Genomic DNA, 23,442 nt, shown 5'->3' with positions numbered 1-23,442 from the left:
GAAACCATTAATCGTCGTCGTCGTCGTCATCATCTTCAGCACCTGCCAGATGGGCGGGGTATTTCTTTTTGCCTTTGGCCGTGAACCACAGAATCCGGTTGAGGAGGTCGTCGTGCCCCCGGTCGATCTGATGGAAACCAAAGCGAATCGACTGGTTCGTGAAGCGCAGTGACGCACCTTTCTGTCCTGCCGGCAACGCATTCATTTCGGTGAGCGATACCCGGTTGGGCAGGGCGGTGTAGGCAAACGAGAAGTCCGGTTTATCCGTGAAGCAGTCGAACATGGGCAGGGCGGTGGCGTCGATGACATTCATGGGCGGCAAACCCAGAATCTGCTCCATCGTCCGCACCACGGAGGTCTGGTTGTAATTGGTACGCACCGTTTTCTGCAACCGCGAGTACGGGCTGATGACAAAACCCGTTGTTCGGTAGGCCGACACATGGTCCCAACCCGCCTGCGAATCATCTTCGGTAATGAATATGACCGTTGAAGCCGCAAACCGGCTGTGCGTGATGGCATCGACAATGCGCCCCACGGCCAGGTCGTTATCGGCCACCATAGCGCGGGGCACTGGAAAGCCGGGGCTCATGCCCGAGGTGTGATCGTTAGGCAGCGACATCACCATCAGGTTTGGCAGGTCGGCGTTGGGGTTGGCGGCTATTTCGTTCAGCTCCTTGATAAACGCATCGGCGCGCATCTGGTCGCTGATGGTTTCGTCGTCGCAGCCCGGAAAATCCATGGCCAGAATGGGCCGCACCCGCGAGATGGTCGACGTATTGGTAAACGAGAAGGGTTTGCTCTCCTGCCGAAGCTGATACAACTTGCTCCAGTCGTAGGCTTTTTTGTCGAAGGTGCAGGAACAGGCTTCGCCGTACATGCGTACTGTTTTGCCGTGGTCGAGGGCGTTGTTCCAGATCAGCCCTTTTTTGTTGTACACCATGGCATCATACAGCACGTGCGGGTAACTGCGGAACCACGCCCGAACGCTCTTTTCGGTATAATCCGTTACCATGGCCGCACTCGCCCAATGGTGTCCCTCGGCCGACGATTTACCCGACACGTGGTAGTTGTCCATCAGCAGATAATCCTGCGCCAGCCGGTGCTGGTTGGGTGTGATGCTATCGCCGAAGATGCACAGTTCGGGGGCGCCGTTGCCCTGCGGCATATCGCCCAGAACCTGGTCGTAAGTGCGATTTTCCTTGATAATATACAGCACGTGCTTGAATACCGACGGCTCGCCGATGCGCTCGGGCACGGGTTTAGGCGCCACATTTGGCCGGGGTGCCTGCTCCGTTAACGCCAGCCGAAACTGCTGACTCATGCGTTTTACCTTGTCGGTATACGTATCCAGTTGTGCCTGAGCAGGAACGGGAATAAAGGAAATAGAGGCCAGTTGTTTGTGCGAGTTGTAGGCTTTTAATTCCTTCGACGGATTTTTGCCCTGGCTCCCCTGATCGACCGGGTTGGCAATTCGGGCGCCGATGGCTTCCAGATTCGTCACGTACAGTTCGTTGTCGTTCAGCACAATACCCGACGGATAGGCCTGCGTGGGAATATAGCCTTTGATAACCGAAGCCCCTTTCCCGGTAGCCGACGCTTTCTCGCCAAGAGCCACCACGCAAAGGGCGTTATCCATTCCATTGGCCACATAGAGCGTAGTTCCCTGCGGATTGATGGTCAGTCCATTAGGCGTACTGCCGATGTAGCCATTCCCCCGGTTGAACAGTCCCACAAAGATGGAATCCGTCACCTGCTGGGTTTTGGCGCTGATAACCGACACGTAATCACTGTTCCCGTTGGCCACGTACAAAAACTGCTGATCGGGGCTGCTGATGATGGCGTTGGGGTGCAGCCCGACGGACAGCTCCCGCTCCGGTTTGCCCTGGGTAATGTCGATGATGGACACCGTTCCTCGGGCCATAGCGCCCGTTTTTGGATCGATGTAAGCGCTGCCCCAGGGAATACCGGCCGTTTCCAAGCCGTTGGCAGCATCAGGAACCGGCCCGGCCCAGTTGGTTACGTAGGCGCGGTTGCCGAGGAGTGTCAGGCCAAAAGGTGCCACCCCGGTGGGGGCCGTCCAGATTACCCGCTGGTCGTTGACCCGGACTTTCACCAGTTGGTTATTCCCGTTCAGCACAGTGTAGAGCATCAGTTCGCCTGATTCCTCTCTTAGCGCTACTTCATTGGGCAGGGCGATGGTAGCCGGTGCAATGGGTTCGAACGGAATGGCCCGAATGAGCCGGGCACGGGAGCCGTCCCAAACGACCTGCATCACGTGTGAGTTCGCGACATCACGACCACCGGCACCCCAGAAAATATAGGTTGAATCGTGGTGAACGATGGCTTTGATCCCCGAAAAGGAACTCATGCCTCCCTTCAGTCTCGACCCTTTGTTGTAATCCCAACGCGAAACCAGCTTATGACTTTTCACGTCGAAGAACGCGATGCCGTAGCGATCTTCCACCACCAGCGTTTTTTTATCGGGCAGCAGTACGGCATCCAGGCTATGGTTTTCGACATTGGCCTCGCCAAAACTCACCGACTCCCCCGCCCCGTCGATAACCCGGTTGTACGGCATCAAAAAAGGAGATGTGTTGGTAAGCGTGCTATCATCGGTAGCCGTTCGATAAGCCGACGACACCGCCGACCGACCACCGCTGGCAGGTCCAAACTGATGACAGCTGCTCAGTAACGAAACACTGGCAAGTACATAGAGTCCGGAAGTAATAGACCGTAAATTGATTTTCATAATGTGCCGTAGCCAGAACCTGTCTGGCGGATAAATATAGGGGGTTGTATCAGGATTGAAGTAAATTGGTGTGTTATGAAATGATTTCCCGGGTATTTACGAAAGAGAAAAGCCGCGTACTAATGCCCTTGTATCAGGGTAAAAGAGGTTCTCAAATTTCTTTACTTACCAGTAAAAGTAGCTACCCCACCCCAACCCCTCCCCTTTTCCAACCATATCCGTCTCATGGCAAGCATCGTTCCCCGCAGAGAATTTATCAAACAGGCCACCGCAGCGAGTGTCAGTATGGGTTTCCTGAGCGCTCCCGGCCCGCTTATTCAAACCAACGGCTCGGCGGCCGAGAAAGTGGTTATCGGCATTATGGGCACCAATGGGCGGGGTGAGGCCCTGGCGCAGGGATTTGCCAAACTACCAGGTGCCGAAGTGGGCTATATCTGCGATGTGGACGATCAGGCCGTTACCAAAGGTGTAAAAGCCGTACTGGCCGGTGGACAGAAGAAAGCCCCAAAAACCGTTACCGATTTCCGGCAGATTCTCGACGACAAAGCCATCGATGCGCTGGTCATTGCCGCCCCTGATCATTGGCACGCCCCTGCTGCTATTCTGGCCCTGAAAGCCGGGAAGCATGTGTACGTCGAAAAGCCGTGCAGCCACAACCCACGCGAAGGCGAATGGCTGGTCGAAGCGGCTCATAAATACAAGAAAGTGGTGCAGATGGGCAACCAGCGCCGGTCGTGGCCCAAGGTGGTCGAAGCCATCAATATGGTAAAAGAGGGCGCTATTGGCCGGGCGTACTTTGCCAAAGCCTGGTACGCCAACACCCGCGTGAGTATCGGCCATGGTAAACCCGCCCCCGTTCCCGCCGGGTTCAACTTCGACCTCTGGCAGGGACCGGCCCCGCGTCGGGACTACCGCGACAACATTCACCCTTACAACTGGCACTGGTTCTGGCACTGGGGTACCGGCGAACTGCTCAACAACGGCACGCACTTTATCGACTTATGCCGCTGGGGTCTGGAAGTCGACTACCCTACGGAAGTGAACTCGGTAGGAGGTCGTTACGCCTTTGAGGACGACTGGGAAACACCCGATACGCAGCTCACCAACTTTGCCTTCGCCAATCGGAAGAGCATTTCCTGGGAAGGCCGGAGCTGCAATGGGCGCAACATAGAAGGCATTTCGGGTGGCGTCGATTTCTACGGAGAAAAAGGCACTATGGCTATCCAGGGTAACGGCTACACCCTCTACGACAACAAGAACAAAGAACTTAAAAAGGTGACGGGCGACTCGAACCAGATCACCGCATCGGGACCGGGCTTCGACATGGACGTCGACCATTTCGCTAACTTCCGCGATGCCATCCGGACGGGCGTACGGCCGGTTTCGTCCATCGAGGACGCCAACAAAAGTGTGCTGCTATGCCAGTTGGGCAACATTGCCCAGCGCGTAGGCCGCTCACTAAGCTGCGACCCCGCCACCGGACGGATCAAAAACGACCCCGAAGCCATGAAGCTCTGGGGTCGGGAGTATAATCCGGCCTGGATGCCAGTGGTTTGATAATCCCCTACTCATGCACACACGACGAACCTTCATTCAGTCTGCTGCCACCCTGGGTTTGGCGGCTGGCTTCTCAGATCTGACAGATTTTACCCGTACACCAACAGCCGACAAAGGTCGGGTTGGTATCATTGGGCTGGACACATCGCACAGTACCGCGTTTACGAAACTCCTCAACGACCCGAATTCGGGACCGGACCTGGCGGGATTTACCGTGGTGGCAGCCTACCCGCAAGGGAGCGCCGACATTGAATCCAGCACGAAGCGCATTCCCGGCTATACCGAAGAGGTAAAAAAGATGGGCGTGGAGATTGTCGGCTCTATCCCCGACTTGCTGAAGAAAGTTGACGTTGTTCTGTTGGAAACCAACGACGGTCGGCCGCATCTGCAACAGGCTATGCAGGTACTGAAAGCCGGAAAACGGCTCTTTATCGACAAACCCGTTGCCGGTACGCTTCCCGATGCTCTGCTTATTTTTGAGCAGGCCAAACGGATGAACGTTCCTATTTTTTCGGCCTCCTCCCTGCGGTATTCGGCCAGTGCCCAGGCGGTTGCCAAAGGGTCGATTGGGGCCGTGCTGGGTGCCGATGCTTTTAGCCCGGCCCATCTGGAGAAAACTCACCCCGACCTGTTCTGGTACGGCATTCACGGCGTCGAAACGCTGTATACCGCAATGGGGACCGGCTGCAAGCAGGTCGTTCGGGTGCAGACCGATGGCACCGATGTCGTAGTGGGCACCTGGGCCGATGGGCGGATTGGTACCTTTCGGGGAACGCGGACGGGCAAAAATGAATACGGCGGTACGGCCTACGGCGAAAAAGGCAACGCCCCCCTTGGCCCCTATGACGGATACCGCCCCCTGCTCGTTCAGATTATTGAGTTCTTCAAGACCGGCGTATCGCCCGTCAGTGCAGAGGAAACGCTGGAAATCTACACGTTTATGGAAGCCACCGACGAAAGCAAACGACTCGGCGGTGTGCCGGTGCTACTGAAAACGGTACGGCAGAAAGCACAGAAACTGGCGAAAGAAAAATGAAAGCATTCTGTTCGATGTTGCGAGTTAGTTGAAATTGAATTTAGCTGGACGTTTCCGTAACGCGGAGTACCATCGCTCGGGCGACCCCGTCCACGCTGCAACCTAAAACCCCATGAGTCAACTCATAAAAACAGCACTGGTCGACGCCCTCCGGGTCAATGTTTACCCAACCCGACAGGAGATGGGCGCATCGGCGGGGCAGGCTGTTGTTGAGAAAATCAACGCCCTACTGACTGGAAAGCCAACGATCCGGATAATTTTCGCTGCGGCTCCTTCGCAAAATGAACTGCTGGCTTATCTGGCCGAAAGTACCGACATCGACTGGTCGCGCATCGACGTTTTCCACATGGACGAATACGTGGGGTTATCCGAAAACGCCCCCCAACGATTCGGTATGTTCCTGCGCGAACACCTGTTCGACCGGGTCAAACCCCGAACGGTGAATCTGATCGACAGCCGTGCGGACAATGCCGCTCAGACCTACACTAAACGTTTGACTGAAGCCCCGATTGACATAATCTGTCTGGGCATCGGCGAAAACGGGCACATCGCCTTCAACGACCCGCCCGTAGCCGATTTTGCGGATTCAGCCGTTATCAAGCGGGTTCAACTGGATGATATTTGTCGGCAGCAGCAGGTCAACGATGGCTGTTTTCCTACGCTGGATGATGTGCCGCATGAAGCCCTCACGTTGACCGTTCCTACGCTGATGGCCGGAGAAAGCCTTTTTTGTGTGGTCCCCGGCCCTACGAAACGCGATGCGGTGTACCAGATGCTGACCGGGCCGATCGCAACAGCCTGTCCCGCGTCCATTCTCCGAACGCATCCTAACTGCACCCTTTACGTCGACGAAGCGTCTTTCGGCAACGCGCTTCTATGATGCGTTTCGACCAACATACGGACCCACTGATTCTATCCGGAATTCACTACCAGACGAACGAACCGGTCGATGTCACGATCAAAGCTGGCCTCATTACGGACGTCCAGAAAAGGGAGCAAGCGCCTGACGAAACCTTGCCATTCATCGGCCCCGGTCTGGTGGATATTCAGGTAAATGGCTTCGCCGGAATTGATTTCAATACGACCGCCCTGACGGTCGATGAGGTCATACAAATCACGAATTCGCTGCTGCGGCTTGGCGTTACTACGTTCTACCCCACGGTCATCACAAACGCCGACGAAGCGATTCGAACGATTCTGCGAACCCTTGATCGGGCCTGCGAAACCTCTGCGCTGGTGGCGTCCTGCATCGGCGGTATCCATCTGGAAGGGCCGTTTATCTCGCCGGAAGAAGGGCCGCTCGGGGCGCATCCCAAAGCCCATGTCAAGCCCCCCGACTGGTCGCTGCTAAACTCATTTATCGAAGCGTCGGGTGGGCGTTCACGCTTGATTACCCTGTCGCCGGAGTGGCCCGGTTCGGCTGATTTCATCCGGCGGTGTGTTGAGAACGGCTTGCTGGTGGCCATTGGGCATACGGCGGCAAGTTCGGCTCAGATTCAGGAAGCGGTCGATGCGGGAGCGCGGTTATCGACTCACCTTGGCAATGCCGCCCATCAGCTTTTACCCCGCCACCCGAATTACATCTGGGAGCAACTGGCGCAGGATGAACTGGCCGCGACGGTCATTGCCGATGGGTTTCATTTGCCGCCCTCTGTGCTAAAAGTTATCGTCCGCATGAAAGCAGAAAAGGCCATACTGATCAGCGACAGCGTTAGCCTGGGCGGTATGCCCGCCGGAAACTACCACTCGCCGGTTGGCGGTGAGGTTACGCTGACCGACGAAGGCAAGCTGCATCTGGCGGGTAAACCCACGGTACTGGCCGGATCGGCACAACCACTTTTGTGGGGCGTCAACCAGTTGGTTCGCTTACAGTTGTCTTCGCTAACTCAAGCCTGGGAGATGGCATCAATCAACGCCAGCCGATTGCTGAATTTGCCCCAGCAGGGCGGCTTGACCATTGGTGCCCCCGCCGATCTGGTATTGTTCAGGCAGGATGAGTTAGGGCTTTTTGTTGATGGGATTACTAAAAACGGTTATTACACAGCGATGCGCAGAGAAAAATAACTTAGTGTATCTCCGTGCAACCTCTATGAATCTTTGTGGCAAGCCCCTTAAAAACTATGGACTCAAAAACCCTTAGCCCACGCGATACAACGATTTCGATCGGCATTATTGGCGTGCTGTTTTTTGTATTCGGGTTTGTCACCTGGGTAAACGCCATCCTGATCCCGTATTTCAAGATCGCCTGTGAACTGACCAATTTTCAGTCGTACCTAGTTGCTTTTGCGTTCTACATTTCCTACCTCGTCATGTCGGTTCCGGCATCGCGGCTACTCAGGAAAGTCGGGTTCAAGCGCGGGATGATGGTGGGCTTTTTTACTATGTCGCTGGGGGCTATGATTTTTATACCGGCCGCGTTGAGCCGGGCATACCTGATTTTCCTGACGGGCCTGTTCACCATCGGCGTTGGTCTGGCGATCCTGCAAACAGCCGCCAACCCGTACATCACCGTGCTGGGTCCGCACGACCGGGCCGCCCAGCGCATCAGCATCATGGGCATCTGTAACAAAATGGCAGGTATTCTGGCCCCCCTCCTGTTTGCAGCTGCCATTCTGCGCCCCACGGACAGCGATCTGTTCAAGCAGTTGCCCACTATGGAACCCGCTGTTCGGGCAGCCGCGCTGGATGCATTGATTCGGCGGGTGATCGTGCCGTATTCGGTAGTCAGCGTGGTCTTGATGGGATTGGGCTTGTTGATCTGGCGGTCGCCCCTACCCGAAATCGACACGGAGCAGGAAAGCGATGAACTGGCCATCGCCAACGCCGACAAAACGAGTATCCTGCAATTTCCGCAGGCCGTTCTGGGGGCCGTCGCTATCTTTTTCCACGTGGGGGCACAGGTTGTTGCCATCGACACCGTAATTGGATACGCCACCTCCATGGGGCTTTCCATCCTCGAAGCCAAAGTCTTTCCGTCCTATATCCTCACCGCCACCATTACGGGCTATATCATCGGCATCAGCGCCATTCCTAAATGGATTCGGCAGGTGAACGCCTTTCGAATTTGCACGCTACTCGGCCTGACGTTCAGCCTGTTGCTGCTGACCACAAGCGGGCGCGTCACCCTGCTCGGGCACACGACCGATGTTTCGCTCTGGTTTCTGATCAGTCTGGGGCTGGCAAACTCGTTGATCTGGGCGGGTATCTGGCCGCTGGCCCTCGACGGACTGGGCCGCTTCACCAAAGTGGGGGCGTCTTTACTGATTATGGGCCTGTGCGGCAATGCCCTGATGCCGCTCGTATACGGTCACTTTGCCGACGTGTTCGGCACAAAGCAGGCCTACTGGCTGCTGCCGGTCTGTTATAGCTACCTGATTTTTTACGCAGTCTACGGACACAAAATCCGACGGTGGTGATGCGTGACGATCACCACCGTCGGTCTGTATTATACCAGTTCCGGCACGGCAACTTCGGGCGACACGACGATCGACTTGATGATTTGCAGGGGCACATGCACCCAGTCGGGACGGTAGCTTAACTCGTGATTGAAGTCTGAAATAGCCTTTTCGAGCAAATACGTTTCAAGCATCATTTGCAGTTCGTCGGTGCTTTTCGGAATAAACGAACTACCCTGGACCGTTTCCAGATACGCCTTCATGAAGAAGCTGCTCATGGAGTGTGCCCAGAATCCGGCGTAGGGCAGCAGTTTGATCGTTTCTTCTTTCGGCACCTGGTTATTCTCCAGAAATCCCTGATAGCCAACATAATAGAACGATCGAATCATGGCCGCTACATCGCGCAGGGGCGACCGTTTTAGCCGACGTTCGCTGTAACTCCGGCTCGGGTCACCGCCGAAATCCTGAATAGCCAGATCCTTACCGGTGAGCAGGATCTTTTCCAGTTGCAGATCGCCGTGGTTCCGAATTTTGGTGGTTTCCAGCTTATGGGCATAGATCCGTCTGAGGGTGTTCAGCACATCCTCTTTGCGTTCCAGCATCTGCTCTACATCCTGCCGAACCCCCTCCGGAAGTCGCTGCACATTCCGTCTCTGCGTCTGGTAGCTTTCCCGCACCAGCGACTGCAAACCCGAAAAAAGCGACCGCTGGTAGTGCAGCGAAAACTCTTCCGGCGCAAACTCTTTCAGACTGGTATTGGAAGCCAGGGCGAGGTGCATCTGGCCAATGCGGGTGCCCAGCAAGCTGGACTGATCGGCCGACCGCTGACCAATTAACTCTCTTGTCTCAACCGGCAGATCCTCAAATGGAATGGGGTCACTCAACCTGCTCACCGGCACGTTCATGGCAGCGGCCAGCTGGGTTTTGTCGCGGGCCAGAATCCGTTCGATGAAATTGTTGATCCGCTCCAGCACATACCGTTTCCCATCGCCGTGACTGGCTACCTGCTCCTGCAGGGTGCCGAGCATAACGGGCTTTTCAGTGGTACTCAATTCGATGGAACCGGCAAAGGCAGGTACATACTCGAAATTGGCCGTTTCGGATAGGAACCGCGTCAGTTCGGTGTCGGGGTTGACCGACATTTCTACCTGTCGGTAGAGCTTCAGCAAATAGCACTGATCGTAGCTGATGGATACGTATCCCGGATTGGCGGGCATCAGTTTAGGTTTTATCTCGCTGTGCTCCCGCAGGTATTCCTCCAGTTTTGGTGTCCGCTGGAACGTAAGATTGCGTACCCCATCCTGTTTTGCCCCACCCACGTTCTGCAGCAGAGCCAACTGAACCTCTGTCAGGTAGATACCGTCGCAGAGGATGCCGGTTTCGGCGCCGACTTCCATATCCGCCAGCACGGCCTGAGGGCAATTGGCCAGTAGCTTCTCCGCTGAGGTTTCCCGAACGAAGGCAACGATCAACTGGAACAACTCCGGCAACCCCCGCTCGTACGACACCTCAAGCAGCAGCACGTGGGCCGTGCTGTTTGCCAGCGGAAGGATTCCGTTTTTCAGGATGGTGATGCCCCGCATGGTCTGCTTTTTATCGTCGAACCAGTCTGCGCGGAGGAGGTAATCCGGCAGCACTTTCGTTTCCAGCAGGGTGCGCGTGTTTCGGCTCATCAGTTCATTCCAGTCGTCGACGCGCACGCCGGGCAGCTGGAATACGCGGGCCGCTTCGGAGGGAGCTTTCTCCAGCACAAACCACTGGTAATCGTGCGGAGCCAGCGTAAAGAAGTAGGTTTCGGTGCTCGAAATGGTCGGAAAGGCGTTTTTACTGAACGCTTCTACCGGCACGTAGCCCGAAAAACCACTCAACTCCACCTCCGCCGGTTGGGCGTACTTGGATAAGTTGACGACAATCAGCAGCGTCTGTTCTTCATACGTGCGGGTAAAAGCCAGCACTTTCGGGTTTTCGACGTTCATGAATTTCATATCGCCCCGCCCAAACGCCTTGTATTGTTTACGCAGGTTGATCATCCGCTTCATGAACCAGAACAGCGATGAGGTATTGGCCCGCTGATTCTCCACGTTCACGGCTTCGTAATGATATTCCGGATCAAGAATAGTGGGCAGATACAGCTTCTGCGGGTTGGTAGCCGAGAAACCCGCGTTGCGGTCCGGCGACCACTGCATAGGAGTTCGCACCCCATCCCGGTCGCCCAGGTAGACATTGTCGCCCATCCCGATTTCGTCGCCGTAGTAGATCACGGGCGTACCGGGCAACGAAAACAGCAGGCTGTTCAGCAGCTCGATACGCTTCCGGTTGTTACCCATGAGCGGGGCCAGCCGGTGCCGAATGCCAAGATTGATCTTCGCTTTCGGGTCTTTGGCGTAGGTCTTATACATGTAATCCCGCTCTTCGTCGGTCACCATTTCGAGAGTCAGCTCGTCGTGGTTACGCAGGAAAATAGCCCACTGACAGCTTTCCGGAATGGCGGGCGTCTGGTCGAAAATATCGGTAATGGGGTACCGGTCTTCCATTTGCAGCGACATGAACATGCGGGGCATGACCGGAAAATGGTAGTTCATGTGGCACTCGTCGCCATCGCCAAAATACGAAGCCGAATCCTCCGGCCACATGTTGGCTTCGGCCAGAAAGACGACGCCGGGAAAATGGTCGTCGACGTGTTTGCGCAGTTTCTTCAGGAAGGCGTGTGTTTCGGGCAGGTTCTCGCCATTGGTACCCTCCCGCTCAAATAGATAGGGAACGGCATCGAGTCGGAAGCCATCCACACCGAGTTCGCACCAATAGTCGATCATTTTGAACACCTCGTCCTGTACCAGCGGATTGTCGTAGTTCAGGTCGGGCTGGTGGTGGAAAAAGCGGTGCCAGTAATACTGCTGCGCTTCCTGATCCCAGGTCCAGTTGGAAGTTTCGAAATCCTGGAAAATGATGCGTACATCCCTAAACTGCGTCGGGTCGTCGGTCCAGACGTAGTAGTCGCGTTCGGGTGAGCCTTTGGGGGCACGCCGGGCGCGTTGAAACCAGGGGTGCTGGTCGGAGGAGTGATTAATAACCAGCTCGGTAATTACCTTAAGATTACGCAGGTGCGCTTCCTTAAGGAGTATTTTAAACTGCTCGATGGTACCGTACGACGGGTTGATGGTGTAGTAATCGGCAATGTCGTACCCATCATCGCGCAGGGGCGACGGGTAGAAAGGCAGCAGCCAGATGGCCGTTACGCCCAGTTCCTGCAAATAATCCAGCTTGCCAAGCAGCCCCTCAAAATCGCCGATACCATCGCCATTTCCATCGCAAAACGCTTTGATGTGCAATTCATAGATGATGGCGTCTTTATACCAGCGGAGATTACTCTGTTGTTCTACATTATCGTTTATCATACCTGTTGAGTCGATTAAGATCTTCTGAAACCAGTTGGCAGCGGACCGCCGGTCTGCTTTTGCGGTTTTAGTTGAAACCTTGGGCGAAACATAAAGTTTAGATAAACAGTCAACCGCTTACCTACTTCTAAGCAGTTTCTAAGATTTGCTTAAGGCTCCTCTAAGTTGCTGCTACGAACTTTATGGTAAGACACTGCGCGTTCAGTAACGCACCACAACCTGATGAAAACTTCTAAGTCGTCCTATAAACGTTTACTAATTGTTTCTTACCGATTACCATTTACCATTCAGCAAACAGACGACGGCCCCGAGCTGAAGCAGAACTCGGGCGGTCTGGTTTCGGCGGTGTTATCTATGGCAGAGCAGATGGGCCAGAATCAGGGCGACCAGTCAACCAAAATCCACTGGGTGGGCCATGGCGATGCGGCCATGCAGCAGGACAACGCACCGGCTCTCGAGAATGAGACGTTCGTTGCGCACCCTGTTTTTATGGACGAGGCCGTTCACAAGGGCTTTTACGAAGGGTTTAGCAACGACCTGATCTGGCCGCTGTTTCACTATTTTCCTTCGTACGCATCGTTCAACGAAGCTGATTTCCAGCATTACCAACAGGCCAACATCCGCTTTCTGGAAGAGCTGACCGCCCTGGTCCAACCGGGCGATCTGATCTGGATACACGATTTCCAGTTGATGCTCCTGCCCGAAATGGTTCGGCAGTCCGTGCCCGATGCCACCATTGGCTACTTTTTCCATATCCCCTTCCCTACCTACGAAATCGTTAAACTGCTGCCCCGCAGTTGGCGCCAGGCCCTGATAAAAGGACTACTGGGGGCCGATGTCGTTGGCTTTCACACCAACGATTATGTACAGCATTTTCTGGGGAGTGTGACGGAAGTACTGGCTCTGCCCATCATTGAGCAGCGGGTCGTTCTGCCCGACCGCTCGGTAGTTGTGAAAGACTTCCCGATCAGTATCGACTTCAACAAATTCAATACCAGCGGGCAGGATACAACCGTGGCCAACACCCGGCAGCATTACCAGAACCTGCTTCGCCAGAACAAAATCATCTTCTCGGTCGACCGGCTCGATTACACCAAAGGCATTACTTACCGACTGCTGGGCTACGAACGCTTTCTGGAGCAAAATCCCGACTGGCACGACAAAGTAACGTTTGTGATCACGGTGGTTCCCTCCCGCGATACCATCCCCCAATATCAGGAAATAAAGCGCGAAATCGAAGAAGCCGTTGGCCGGATCAACGGGCTGTTCGGCACGATTGGCTGGCGCCCCATCGTCTATTCGTACAATTCGCTGAGCTTCCCGGAACTGATGGCGCTCTATACCGCCTGCGACGTTGCCCTCATTACCCCCGTTCGGGATGGCATGAACCTGGTTTGCAAAGAGTTTGTGGCCAGCCGATATGACAACAGAGGGGTGCTGATTCTGAGCGAACTGGCGGGAGCCGCACAGGAGTTGCCCGAAGCGCTGATTATCAACCCAACCGACAAACAGGAAGTAGCCGACGCCATCAAACAGGGTCTGCTCATGCCCGCAGCCGAGCAGGAAGCGCGGTTGATCAAGATGCGTACCCATTTACAAAACCATAATGTGTTCCGCTGGAGCAGCGATTTCCTTACGGCTTTTGACAACCTTAAAACGACTCAATCAACTTTGGAAACCGACCTCCCGATCCAGCCGTTCATCAACGCCCTGAGCGACGCCCGCCAACGGCTCTTACTCTTTGACTTCGACGGCACACTGGCCCCGCTCATTAACGACCCGGCACAGGCGAAACCATCGGAAGAAATAAAGAAATCGCTGTACAACCTGGCCGAAAACAGCGACCTGGTCGTGATCAGTGGCCGAAACAGGGCCTTTCTGGAGAAAACCTTCGCGGGTATTCCGGTGCATCTGGTGGCCGAACACGGCGCTTTTCTGAAAAAACCTGACCAGCCCTGGGAACGTCTCGACCTATCGACCGGCGACTGGGTCGATACGGTTCGCACAACGATGGAGACGTTTGTGGCACGTTTTCCCGGCTCATTCATCGAAGAGAAGGAAACTGCCATTGCGTGGCACTACCGAATGGCCGAAACGGACGATATTGAAGCCCAGGCCAATGACCTGGCCAGTCAACTCCGACGGGCCGATTCGTCCATTCCGCTCACGGTCATTCAGGGTAGTAAAGTGGTGGAAGTGAAGCCCGCCCTGCATAGCAAAGGCACGGTGGCACTCTCGATCTTCGAGCAGACACCTTATGATTTTATTGTTAGTATTGGCGACGACACAACGGACGAAGACATGTTCCGGCAGTTGCCAAACTGGGCCTATACCGTAAAGGTAGGTCCGGGAACGTCTTTCGCCCGCTACCATCTGGCCCGGCAGCGCGACGTCGAAACCTTACTCCAGCGCATGAGCGACGTACTGGTCGAAGCCTGATAGGCCGAGATTTCTTCCCTGTATCTGCTTCTTTTCAGGACATACCCGCCTAAAATAAGTTAGTAGTGTAGGGCAGGCCAATTTGCCCTGCCCTACACACTTGCGTTATGAAACTTCTGGTCGTTGAAGACGAACCCAAAACCCTGCAAGCCATTCAGCAGGGGCTGGAAGAAAGCCAGTTTGAGGTCGACATTGCCTATGATGGCCTGCTTGCCAAACGGCTGGCGCTTAAAAATACCTATGCCGCCATCATTACCGACCTTATTTTGCCGGGGCTAAACGGCTATGAACTCTGCCGTCAGCTCCGGGCCGAGGGCGTCAGTACACCCATTCTGATGCTAACGGCGCTGGACGAAACCGAAGATCGGATTCAGGGCTTCGACGCCGGTGCGGATCAGTATCTGGCCAAACCCTTTCAGTTTGCCGAACTTCTGGCGCGGGTGCGTTCCCTGACCAAGCGGGGTACGCAGGTTACCATGACGGCGCAGATGCTGCGGTATGGCGGTATCGAGATCAATCTGGACGCCAAGACCGTTACGCGCGATGGTCAGCCAATCGAACTGACCGCCCGCGAGTTTGCCCTACTGGAGTTTCTGATGCGGAATCAGGGACGTGTGCTATCCAAACCCTCCATTGCCGAGCACGTCTGGGATTTAAACTTCGATACGGGCACCAATGTCGTGGAGGTGTACATCAACTACCTCCGCAAAAAGATCGATAAGGGCTTCGACAAGAAACTCATCCACACTCATTTCGGCATGGGCTACATGTTTAAAGAGGAGTGAGGAGCGAGTATTAGCTCGAAGCTGATTCCTCACTCCTCGCTTCTAACTCCTCACGCCTAAAATAAGATATGACTATCCGCAAGCGGCTTACGATACGATTTACGGGCTTGGTATCCAGTATTATGCTGCTTGCCTTCGTGAGTATCTATGCCTTTTGCTGGTATTTTATCTCGTCCGATTTTTACCGGCGGCTCGACCGGAAGGCCAATACGGCGGGCGATATGCTTATTCGGCATCGGCTGGATGCGCAACTGATTCAGCAGTTGAACCGGATTCGGAAAGACCAGTTGCCCGAGCAAAAGATTATCATTTTTGATAACCGGGACTCTGTAATTTTCGTCACGAATGAATCCCTGACGTTGCAGATCGATAAGCCGACCCGGATTACCATTCGCCAATCGAAAAAGAAAGACTTTCAACAAAACGGCTATTACATTTCCGGCATTCGATTCATGACGGCTTCCGGCCAGTACGTCGTTATCGCCAGCGCAAAAAACCTTTATGGCGATGAATTTTTACGGCGTCTGATCTGGGCGCTATCGGGTCTTTTTGCGCTAATTGCCGCCATTACGGCGATTTCCGGCTGGTTTTTCGCGGGCGATGCGTTACAACCCATGCAGCAAATTGACTACACGCTGAGTGCCATTTTTCCGCAAAACCGGAATGAACGACTAGCCGTTACCAAAGACGATGATGAAATCAGTCGCTTGTCGGCAACGATCAACCAATTGCTGGACCGGGTTGCGGAATCGTTTCGGTTACAGCGTATGTTTGTCGCCAACGTCTCGCACGAGCTCAAAAACCCGCTCACGCAAATCAGTTCGCAGCTGGAAGTGAGTTTACTGAAACAGCGGGAGCCGGAAGCGTATAGCCAAACGATCCGTTCGGTACTCGACGATGTGCGCGAGCTGGCAACCCTCACCCACGAACTGCTCCAACTTTCGCAGGTAAACAAGGACAATGCCACCGGGATGCTGACGGATGTGGTGCGGCTCGACGAGCTTGTATGGGATATCCGCGATGAAGTAACGGTCCTTAACCCCCGTTATCAGGTAACGGTCAGTATGGGCGCGCTCCCCGACGACCCCGATCAGCTGACGCTGAACGGCAACCGAACGCTGCTGGCTACGGCCCTAAAAAATCTGGTGGAAAATGCCTGCAAATTTGCCGACGATGGCCGGGCGCAGGTACATGTCAGCACGGAGCCCAACACCTTAATAGTGAGCGTAAAAAACACAGGAGCCTCCATCCCGGCAGATGACCTGCCTTACATTTTCGAGCCGTTTTATCGCAGCCGTCAGACAGCCGATGTTCGGGGTTATGGCGTCGGGTTATCGCTGGTTTCTCGGATTATCCGCCTGCACGGCGGACAATTGGCCGTTGACTCAACCCCTGGCCAACCCACCGTTTTCTCCATCCGTATTCCTCAATGATCGTTGGCTATTCGCTGTTCCCTTACTCGCTAAAGCTAACCATTCACTAATTTCACTCTAAGGAGATTCTAAGGAATTTATCAGGGAATATTAAGTTGGGTACATCAACTTTGGCTGTATGGTGTTCACCAAGCCCGACCGTACTGAAAACAGCCTGTCTATGCCCAAAAAAAACACGCTCAACCGGGAGGTTTCCTCTCTTCGGTCATCCGGGACGGATACGAATAACCTACACACCAAATCAGATCAGTTCGCAGAGAGCAAACCTACCCGGCAGCCCGACTGGCTATTACTCTTCGTGATTGTGCTCTTTCTGATTTCCCTCCTGATTGTGTGGCTGGTCGATGTGCCGAGCTTGCTGCGACAATAAGCTACTTACTCGATCAATAGCTTGATCCGCTTACTTTTTGTACGCGTCTGAAGCCACTTTTCAACACGCTTCCGTTCAGCCGTCGTATGTCGGCGGGAGAACCGGGCATACACCAGCATGACCGTATCCGGTTTCGAACTATTGCCCGACATCACCAGCGAGCGTGCTGCGGTAAACGTCCGAACATCGGGCATGAGCGTTTTTAGCTCGTCGCGTAGATCAGCTATCGGCAATTTTTCGGACTGGGTTTGCTCTATGTACCGGCGCAGCGAATCGATAGTCTGTTCTTTTACGGCAATCGACGCCTGATTATACCGAACCACCTGGTCGGTGACGGAGGTAGTGATCGCATCGACATCCACAGATGCATCTTTAATACTCCCCTGGCGTACTATTAGCTTAGCATCGTTCAGCCCATAAGCAGGCATCTTTGAGGTTAACAGGTTGATCGAATCTTTGGGCAAGGGCTCACCAACCAGCGTTAGCTCCAGCCGGCTCTGCTTTCGGTTAAAGTGGGCATCGTATTTGATGACCTGTCGAAACTGAAAATTGCATTCGTTGGCGATGAAACGCTTGGCAGACTGTTCAAAGATCGTTTTCCGGACAATCTGGTAGCCGAGGTACGTACTGGGTACGACAACAATTAAAACCGCCATCCATATCGTGTGCCGAACCCGCCGTTCTACTTCCGGTGTCGGGTATTCTTTCTGATCGTAGCCCAGAAACCGAACGATCAGGAAAGTAGCCAGGCTGATGCAGACGCTATTGATAAGAAACAGGTAAAAGGCCCCGGCAAAATAATAGAGGTTGCCGATGGAGAGTCCATAACCCGCCGTACAGATGGGCGGCATCAGCGCCGTAGCAATGGCAACGCCCGGTATGACGTTGGTGATCTTCTCACGCCGTGAACCCGCCACAATACCTGCCAGCCCACCAAAGAAAGCAATGAACGCATCCCAGACGGTGGGCGATGTGCGAGCCAGCAATTCGGACTGAGCAATATGTAAAGGGCTAATCAGGAAGTAGACCGTTGAGGTAATCAGGCTGATAACCACGGCAATGCTAAGATTTTTCAATGATTGCAGAATCATGGCCAGATCATTGATTCCCACCCCCAGCCCGATACCCATAATAGGCCCCATCAACGGCGAAATAAGCATGGCCCCGATAATGACAGCCGTTGAGTTGACATTAAGACCAATGGACGCAATAAAAATGGCAAAAATGAGCGTCCAGAGGTTAATACCCCTAAACTCAATACCCCGGCTGATTGCCTGAACCACACCGGTCTGATCGTCTTTATCTTCTTCCAGACTGAACCGTTCGCGCAGAAAAGTGCCAATCTGCGCTATGGTGTCCGGACGTTTGGTGCGACGCACATTAGGGTCATTAACGAGCATATCAGTTGAGAAAAGGTCAGGAAAATGTAACCGGCTATCCGGTTTTCTACACGAATATTAGTGCAAACTGCCAAATTCCATTCGTTTTAGTGGACTTATTTACTCTACGCGATAGCTCACAACGTACCTACAGGCTTCGGCCCGTGACGCTATACAGACAAGTATCCGTGGCATCTCATTGGTAGAGAATAGTCTCTAAGCAGATTTTAAGTTTTCCTTAAGCAGCCTATAACACAATTCTGCCAGCTTTACACAAGCAATAAGATTGACAAACACTATTGACAAACAAGGCTATGGCACAACGAAATAACCTGTTAACCGGCATACTCGCCACGCTGACTGCGTTTCTTGTAGCCTTTGGTTTTTACTATTGGCAGAGTACCCAAACGCTCAATAAAGAAAACGACCTGAACGAACAACGAGCCGACTCCCTGTTATCCGCCAAACTGCGGCTGGAGGGCGACGTACGCAGTCTGGAAAGCCAGTTAGAAACGGCTACCGACGAAAACGGATGGCTCAATAAACGGCTCACTGCCGTGCATGGGCAGGTAGCGTCCCGCAACCAGCAACTGAACGGACTACGGCAGCAAGCTGCCAGCTCCGGCAACACGATCCGGCAGCTCGGCCAAAACGTAAGTACACTCACCACCCTGCGCGACAGTCTGGAAAATCAGATGGGCGCCATTCAGGATAAACTGAACTGGCTTACAGATTCGAACAGTCTGCTCCTTAGTCAGAATAAGGAACTACAGCAACAGCTGAACACCCTCAACTCTTCGCTGCTCACGAAAGTACCGGAATCGGCCGTTACGGGCGATGCGTTTCTCGTTGTAGCTACCAAAGCCAACCGAAAAGAAACGGCGAAAGCTAAAAAAGTAAATGCGCTTACTATTTCGTTGGACATACCGGCCGAATTGCACCTGGATGGCGTACAGGATGTGTATTTAAGCCTGACGGACAGCCAGCAAAATGCCATGCCTGAACCGCTGCGCGACATAACGGTTTCTCTGGCCGATGTCAATGAAGTGATACCCGTCCACGCGGTGCAGAACGTGAATTTTAGCCGAAAGCCACAGCGAATTTCGTTTAGCCTTAGCCCGATAAAAACGCTTAAACCCGGTAGCTATCGGGCAGCGGTATTCACCAAAAATGCGTACCTGGGCGCTGTGACCTTCCAGTTTCGGGACAGCTTTCTCTTTTTCTAGTTATATACTAAACAGCCAGAGACTATTGAATACATAATTAACTCAACAATATGGAAACACTAAATTTCAAGACCAACATTAAATCGAGCGACGATGTTGCCGCCGTTACGCTGAACCTCAACGACATTGAGCAAGTTGATGGCTGGAACATCGCTACCGAAGCACCCGATAACCTCCTCACCGTACAAACCACCGATAACCGCATTGCCGACCTGGTCATGAAAGCAGTTCAAAAGGCGGGGTATCAGGCTGAGCAGGTAGATGCCTAACCAGAATATCGGCTTCTAAGGCAATTCTAAGAAATCCTTAAGCCCTCTCTTAGTTCTGTGTTGCACCTTGCTTATGCCTTCTCCAGAAGACGAATCATGACAGGGAGGCTAAACCTAAACGCAACATGAGAACGCACATAAAAACCTTACTTCTGTCAGGATTGTCCGTAGGAGCGCTGGCACAAGCCCCCGCTCCCGATGCCAACACCCTGATGAACCTTGGCCAGTTTACAGAGGCCAAGCAACTGCTGAACCGAAATGCGCAGCAAAGTCCGTCGATGCAAAGCCTGTTCGACGCGGGCTACGGATACCTGCGCTCGGGTCAGCCCGATTCGGCCCGTATCTGGTTTAACAAAGGCCTGTCGATGGATGAAAAGCGCACGCCACTCAACGAAACGGGACTGGCTATCAGCTATCTGGTCGAAAATAACGCAGCCAATGCGGAGCCTAAACTGGCTGAGGTGCTAAAAAAGAGCAAAAGCAAAAACGCTGATATTCTATACCGAATCGGGGAAGCTTATACGGGCTACCTGACGCCCGGCAATGGGTCCATAAAACCCGTTTACGCCAAAGCGGTCAATGCCGCCAAAGCCATTGACTACCTGAATCAGGCCACCGAACGCGACAAGAAAAACGCATCGATTCAGCTGGCCTTGGGCGATGCCCACTACCTGAACAAGGATGCCGGTACGGCCGTTACCCGCTACGAAAGTGCCCTCGAACTGGGCATGAACCCATCGCGGGTGTACCAGCGCATCGGCGATATTTACTGGCAGGGACGCAACCTGAACCTGGCCGTCGAGAACTATAAAAAAGCCATTGAAGCTAATGCGTCGTATGCCCCGGCCTACAACCAGCTCGCCGAACTGTATTTTCTGGTCAACCGCTACAAAGAAGCAGCCAGCTACATGGACCAGTACGTTCGGGTGGCGCACGATGCCCGGCAGGAAACGCTGCTGCGTCAGGCACAATTTCACTTTCTGGCCAACGACTTCCAGCGGGCTGTTACCCTGATCGACAGCAACCGGACGGCCCTGGGTCAGAACCCGATTGTATACCGCATAAAAGGCTGGGCCTACTCGTCGCTCAAACAGCCCGACAAGGCCATCGAGAATATCAATACATTCCTGGAAAAAGCGCCGGACAAAGCCATGCCGGACGATTACAAGTACCTGGGCCGGGCGTACATGGCGACCGACAGCGCCAGTGATGACTCCCTGGGCGCGATTTACCTCGCCAAAGCCGCCCCCTTCGACACCACAGATAACCTGTACAGCGACATCGCCAAGTATTACTACCGGGCAAAAAAACACCCCGAAGCGGTCGCTATTCTGGATTCGGCGGCTAAGCATGGCTTCAAAGCCGATGTACAGGATCTGTTCCGATACGGCATGAGCAACTACACCCTCGGCTTCAAACGCGACAGTTCCGGTAAACTCGAACGCGATACCCTCCGGTTCGCCCTGGCCGATTCGGCCCTGGCACTGGCCCAGCAAGGCTCACCCGATTACGCCCCAACGGTACTCTACCGGGCTAAAGCCAATTATTACGCCTACGCCCCCGAAGAAGCGGTGATGAAGGGCAAAGCCAAACCGTACTTCGAGCAGTTTATCAGCATGGTGGCCGACAAGGAAGAAGAACGAAACCGATACAAAAAAGACCTCGTTCTGGCGTTCAAATACCTGATTTCGTACAACGAACTGGTTACGAAAGATGAAACAGCCCGCAACGAGTGGCTTACCAAAGGACTGGCCCTGTTTCCTGAAAATAAGGATCTAGCCAAAATTGCCAGTCCTACCGATACCGATAGCCAATAAACATAGTTGTCTGAAACGGGCAAGGGGCAGCATGATCGTTTAAGATTATGCTGCCCCTTGCCCGTTTCAGACGGGTGTTGTTACCGCTTATCCCACCACACTTTGCTCAGGTACGAGTCCCCGCTGGAGAATCGGGCTACGGCAGCATCGTAATTAGCTTTATTAAGCAGAGCCTCCTGGGTCGAATACACCGACCGGCGGGGAATTTGCCCGTTGGTCGAACCGGCATTTGGCCCCGGCGTCAGTTTGGGGTAGCCCATTCGGCGCCACTCAATAAAGGCTTCGTACGAGCGACCGAACAGCTGAATCCATTTCTGCGTCCCGATCTTTTCGAGCTTCTGCTCTTTCGTCAGTCCCATAAACGACAGTTCTGTGTAAGTTGCCGGAATAGCCGTTACGTTGTAGGGAGCCATTGCCATAGCCGCTTTGACCCCGTCCTGATAGAACTTCTCGGCCTGATCGGTGGTGGCGCCCCAGCCTTCCAGAGCGGCCTCGGACTTATAGAAACTCACGTCCGCAAAGGTCATGTGCGCGCAGGGAATGGCGGGCGAATAGGCTTTATTGAAAAAGGTTGTTTGCGAAGCTGTGGAGTAATCGTCTTTGATGATCGTTTTTAACAACGCATCCGTGAGGGCTACCCCGATGCCTTTGTAGGCAGGCTTCCCGGCTTTTACCGAGTTAACCGTTGGCTGAACCAGCGCGGGCAGCCGTGGGTCGCTTGTAGCAACAAGCTGATTGACAAACGTATCCGCCAGGTATTTCAAGTCGGGGCTTCCGGCCAGCCAGTGGTTCAGCACCGGGTGGACGTTGGCGTTGGTAGCATCATTATAAGTCGGGATAACAGCATTATCGGCGTTCGACTCCAGTAAAGGCTGTCCCATGGCTTCGGTAACGGTTTTCTGGGCCAGCGTAGGGTTCGCATACCGGATACGCATACCCAGCCGCAGCTTCAGCGAATTGCCGTACTTCTTCCATTTAGCCACATCGCCTTTGTAATAAAAATCAGCGTTGCCGTAGCTTTCATCCCCAACCGTAAGCTTGGCGATGGCCGCATCCAGCTCCGTAATCAGGGACTTGTAAATAGCCTCCTGCGTGTCGAACACCGGCTGGTTGTTCACATTTTCGACGCCCAGCGCACTTTGCGAATAAGGCACATCGCCAAATAAATCCGTCAGACGCTGCCAGATCGAAATTTCCACAATGCGGGCAATAGCAATCTTGGTGCGGCCTTTCGGGTCATTTTCGAGGCCCTTCAGCAGCTGGTTTCGAATCTGGCTGATGTTACGCAGGTAAACGTAATGGCTGGCCCAAAGATCGGTGTCGGCCTGCTGTACGTAGCGCGAACTCGAAATCAGCACACCACCCGCCCACTGCTGTACCCAGGAGCCGAACTGGTTATTAGGATATTCGAACCCCTCCGAAAAAGCCGCGTCGCGCTGTACTTTCGATAACACCAGGCCGGGGTCGATGGTCGTGACCGATGTAGGCGGGGTATTTATTTTTTCAAAATCATCCGTACATCCCTGCGCAATCAGCAGAGCAACGGCGATGTATATGGGTTTCAGTATTTTTTTCATTGATTCATGAAGGTT

General features: G+C 53.9%; 16 protein-coding genes. 12 read left to right on the top strand and 4 right to left on the bottom strand.

The genetic code is table 11. The features are described 5' to 3' along the window. Positions 1–7: 7 nt before the first annotated feature. Positions 8–2,749 (bottom strand): bifunctional YncE family protein/alkaline phosphatase family protein, encoded by a 2,742-nt coding sequence (locus ACYVJM_RS21105; RefSeq protein ID WP_461150215.1) that lies wholly within the window; start codon positions 2,747–2,749, stop codon positions 8–10. A gap of 225 nt (positions 2,750–2,974) precedes the next feature. Here ACYVJM_RS21105 and ACYVJM_RS21100 point away from each other — a divergent pair, with 225 nt between their 5' ends. The 5 genes from ACYVJM_RS21100 to ACYVJM_RS21080 all read left to right on the top strand — a co-directional run bounded on the left by ACYVJM_RS21100 (position 2,975) and on the right by ACYVJM_RS21080 (position 8,758). Beyond that, positions 2,975–4,306: a Gfo/Idh/MocA family protein gene (locus tag ACYVJM_RS21100; RefSeq protein ID WP_461150214.1), complete on the top strand. Its 1,332-nt coding sequence runs from the start codon at positions 2,975–2,977 to the stop codon at positions 4,304–4,306. Positions 4,307–4,319: 13 nt separating this feature from the next. Then, the gene (locus ACYVJM_RS21095) at positions 4,320–5,342 is read left to right on the top strand and encodes a Gfo/Idh/MocA family protein (RefSeq protein ID WP_461150213.1); all 1,023 of its coding nucleotides are present in this window, start codon (positions 4,320–4,322) and stop codon (positions 5,340–5,342) included. Positions 5,343–5,454: 112 nt separating this feature from the next. Continuing rightward, the gene (locus ACYVJM_RS21090) at positions 5,455–6,222 is read left to right on the top strand and encodes a glucosamine-6-phosphate deaminase (RefSeq protein WP_461150212.1); all 768 of its coding nucleotides are present in this window, start codon (positions 5,455–5,457) and stop codon (positions 6,220–6,222) included. Continuing rightward, positions 6,219–7,406 carry an N-acetylglucosamine-6-phosphate deacetylase gene (locus tag ACYVJM_RS21085; protein ID WP_461150211.1) on the top strand — a complete coding sequence of 396 codons (1,188 nt, stop codon included), beginning with the start codon at positions 6,219–6,221 and terminating at the stop codon, positions 7,404–7,406. Before ACYVJM_RS21090 ends, ACYVJM_RS21085 begins: the two co-directional genes overlap by 4 nt. 56 nt (positions 7,407–7,462) lie before the next feature. Then, positions 7,463–8,758, top strand: a complete 1,296-nt coding sequence (locus tag ACYVJM_RS21080; RefSeq protein WP_461150210.1) for a sugar MFS transporter — start codon at positions 7,463–7,465, stop codon at positions 8,756–8,758. Between the two features lie 29 nt (positions 8,759–8,787). Here the strand turns inward: ACYVJM_RS21080 and treS are convergent, their stop codons facing one another. Continuing rightward, a complete protein-coding gene (treS, locus tag ACYVJM_RS21075) occupies positions 8,788–12,132 on the bottom strand; it encodes a maltose alpha-D-glucosyltransferase (protein ID WP_461150209.1) in 3,345 nt (1,114 codons plus the stop codon). 222 nt (positions 12,133–12,354) lie between these two features. Between treS and ACYVJM_RS21070 the strand changes: the two genes are divergently transcribed. The 4 genes from ACYVJM_RS21070 (at position 12,355) to ACYVJM_RS21055 (ending at position 17,159) form a co-directional block, all read left to right on the top strand. After that, entirely contained in the window at positions 12,355–14,571 is a 2,217-nt protein-coding gene (locus ACYVJM_RS21070) for a bifunctional alpha,alpha-trehalose-phosphate synthase (UDP-forming)/trehalose-phosphatase (protein ID WP_461150208.1), read from the top strand. Positions 14,572–14,678: 107 nt separating this feature from the next. Next, positions 14,679–15,356: a response regulator transcription factor gene (locus tag ACYVJM_RS21065; protein ID WP_461150207.1), complete on the top strand. Its 678-nt coding sequence runs from the start codon at positions 14,679–14,681 to the stop codon at positions 15,354–15,356. Positions 15,357–15,424: 68 nt separating this feature from the next. Then, positions 15,425–16,789, top strand: a complete 1,365-nt coding sequence (locus ACYVJM_RS21060; protein ID WP_461150206.1) for a sensor histidine kinase — start codon at positions 15,425–15,427, stop codon at positions 16,787–16,789. Positions 16,790–16,907: 118 nt separating this feature from the next. Next, the gene (locus ACYVJM_RS21055; protein ID WP_461150205.1) at positions 16,908–17,159 is read left to right on the top strand and encodes a hypothetical protein; all 252 of its coding nucleotides are present in this window, start codon (positions 16,908–16,910) and stop codon (positions 17,157–17,159) included. A 5-nt stretch (positions 17,160–17,164) separates the two neighbouring features. Here ACYVJM_RS21055 and ACYVJM_RS21050 read toward each other — a convergent pair whose 3' ends face one another. Continuing rightward, positions 17,165–18,559, bottom strand: a complete 1,395-nt coding sequence (locus ACYVJM_RS21050; RefSeq protein WP_461150204.1) for a TIGR00341 family protein — start codon at positions 18,557–18,559, stop codon at positions 17,165–17,167. A gap of 293 nt (positions 18,560–18,852) precedes the next feature. Between ACYVJM_RS21050 and ACYVJM_RS21045 the strand changes: the two genes are divergently transcribed. From ACYVJM_RS21045 to ACYVJM_RS21035, 3 genes are all read left to right on the top strand, one after another. Beyond that, a complete protein-coding gene (locus tag ACYVJM_RS21045; RefSeq protein WP_461150203.1) occupies positions 18,853–19,764 on the top strand; it encodes a hypothetical protein in 912 nt (303 codons plus the stop codon). A 50-nt stretch (positions 19,765–19,814) separates the two neighbouring features. After that, complete coding sequence (locus ACYVJM_RS21040; protein WP_461150202.1) at positions 19,815–20,033, top strand: copper chaperone; 219 nt, start codon at positions 19,815–19,817, stop codon at positions 20,031–20,033. A 125-nt stretch (positions 20,034–20,158) separates the two neighbouring features. Continuing rightward, on the top strand, positions 20,159–21,850 hold the full coding sequence (locus ACYVJM_RS21035; RefSeq protein WP_461150201.1) for a tetratricopeptide repeat protein: 1,692 nt from the start codon (positions 20,159–20,161) through the stop codon (positions 21,848–21,850). Positions 21,851–21,930: 80 nt separating this feature from the next. On the opposite strand, the gene ACYVJM_RS21030 is transcribed toward ACYVJM_RS21035, so the two are convergent. After that, a complete protein-coding gene (locus tag ACYVJM_RS21030; protein WP_461150200.1) occupies positions 21,931–23,427 on the bottom strand; it encodes a SusD/RagB family nutrient-binding outer membrane lipoprotein in 1,497 nt (498 codons plus the stop codon). Positions 23,428–23,442 lie beyond the last annotated feature (15 nt).

The sequence above is a fragment of the Spirosoma pulveris genome, from assembly GCF_054781875.1.
The sequence above is the reverse complement of the archived record's forward strand: the minus strand, read 5'-3'. Positions and strand labels throughout refer to the sequence as shown.

Bases quoted from the DNA above. Each gene is read 5' to 3' on its own strand.
- ACYVJM_RS21105 (WP_461150215.1), bottom strand. From the start codon at position 2,749: ATGAAAATCAATTTACGGTCTATTACTTCCGGACTCTATGTACTTGCC.
- ACYVJM_RS21100 (WP_461150214.1), top strand. From the start codon at position 2,975: ATGGCAAGCATCGTTCCCCGCAGAGAATTTATCAAACAGGCCACCGCA.
- ACYVJM_RS21095 (WP_461150213.1), top strand. From the start codon at position 4,320: ATGCACACACGACGAACCTTCATTCAGTCTGCTGCCACCCTGGGTTTG.
- ACYVJM_RS21090 (WP_461150212.1), top strand. From the start codon at position 5,455: ATGAGTCAACTCATAAAAACAGCACTGGTCGACGCCCTCCGGGTCAAT.
- ACYVJM_RS21085 (WP_461150211.1), top strand. From the start codon at position 6,219: ATGATGCGTTTCGACCAACATACGGACCCACTGATTCTATCCGGAATT.
- ACYVJM_RS21080 (WP_461150210.1), top strand. From the start codon at position 7,463: ATGGACTCAAAAACCCTTAGCCCACGCGATACAACGATTTCGATCGGC.
- treS (WP_461150209.1), bottom strand. From the start codon at position 12,132: ATGATAAACGATAATGTAGAACAACAGAGTAATCTCCGCTGGTATAAA.
- ACYVJM_RS21070 (WP_461150208.1), top strand. From the start codon at position 12,355: ATGAAAACTTCTAAGTCGTCCTATAAACGTTTACTAATTGTTTCTTAC.
- ACYVJM_RS21065 (WP_461150207.1), top strand. From the start codon at position 14,679: ATGAAACTTCTGGTCGTTGAAGACGAACCCAAAACCCTGCAAGCCATT.
- ACYVJM_RS21060 (WP_461150206.1), top strand. From the start codon at position 15,425: ATGACTATCCGCAAGCGGCTTACGATACGATTTACGGGCTTGGTATCC.
- ACYVJM_RS21055 (WP_461150205.1), top strand. From the start codon at position 16,908: ATGGTGTTCACCAAGCCCGACCGTACTGAAAACAGCCTGTCTATGCCC.
- ACYVJM_RS21050 (WP_461150204.1), bottom strand. From the start codon at position 18,559: ATGCTCGTTAATGACCCTAATGTGCGTCGCACCAAACGTCCGGACACC.
- ACYVJM_RS21045 (WP_461150203.1), top strand. From the start codon at position 18,853: ATGGCACAACGAAATAACCTGTTAACCGGCATACTCGCCACGCTGACT.
- ACYVJM_RS21040 (WP_461150202.1), top strand. From the start codon at position 19,815: ATGGAAACACTAAATTTCAAGACCAACATTAAATCGAGCGACGATGTT.
- ACYVJM_RS21035 (WP_461150201.1), top strand. From the start codon at position 20,159: ATGAGAACGCACATAAAAACCTTACTTCTGTCAGGATTGTCCGTAGGA.
- ACYVJM_RS21030 (WP_461150200.1), bottom strand. From the start codon at position 23,427: ATGAAAAAAATACTGAAACCCATATACATCGCCGTTGCTCTGCTGATT.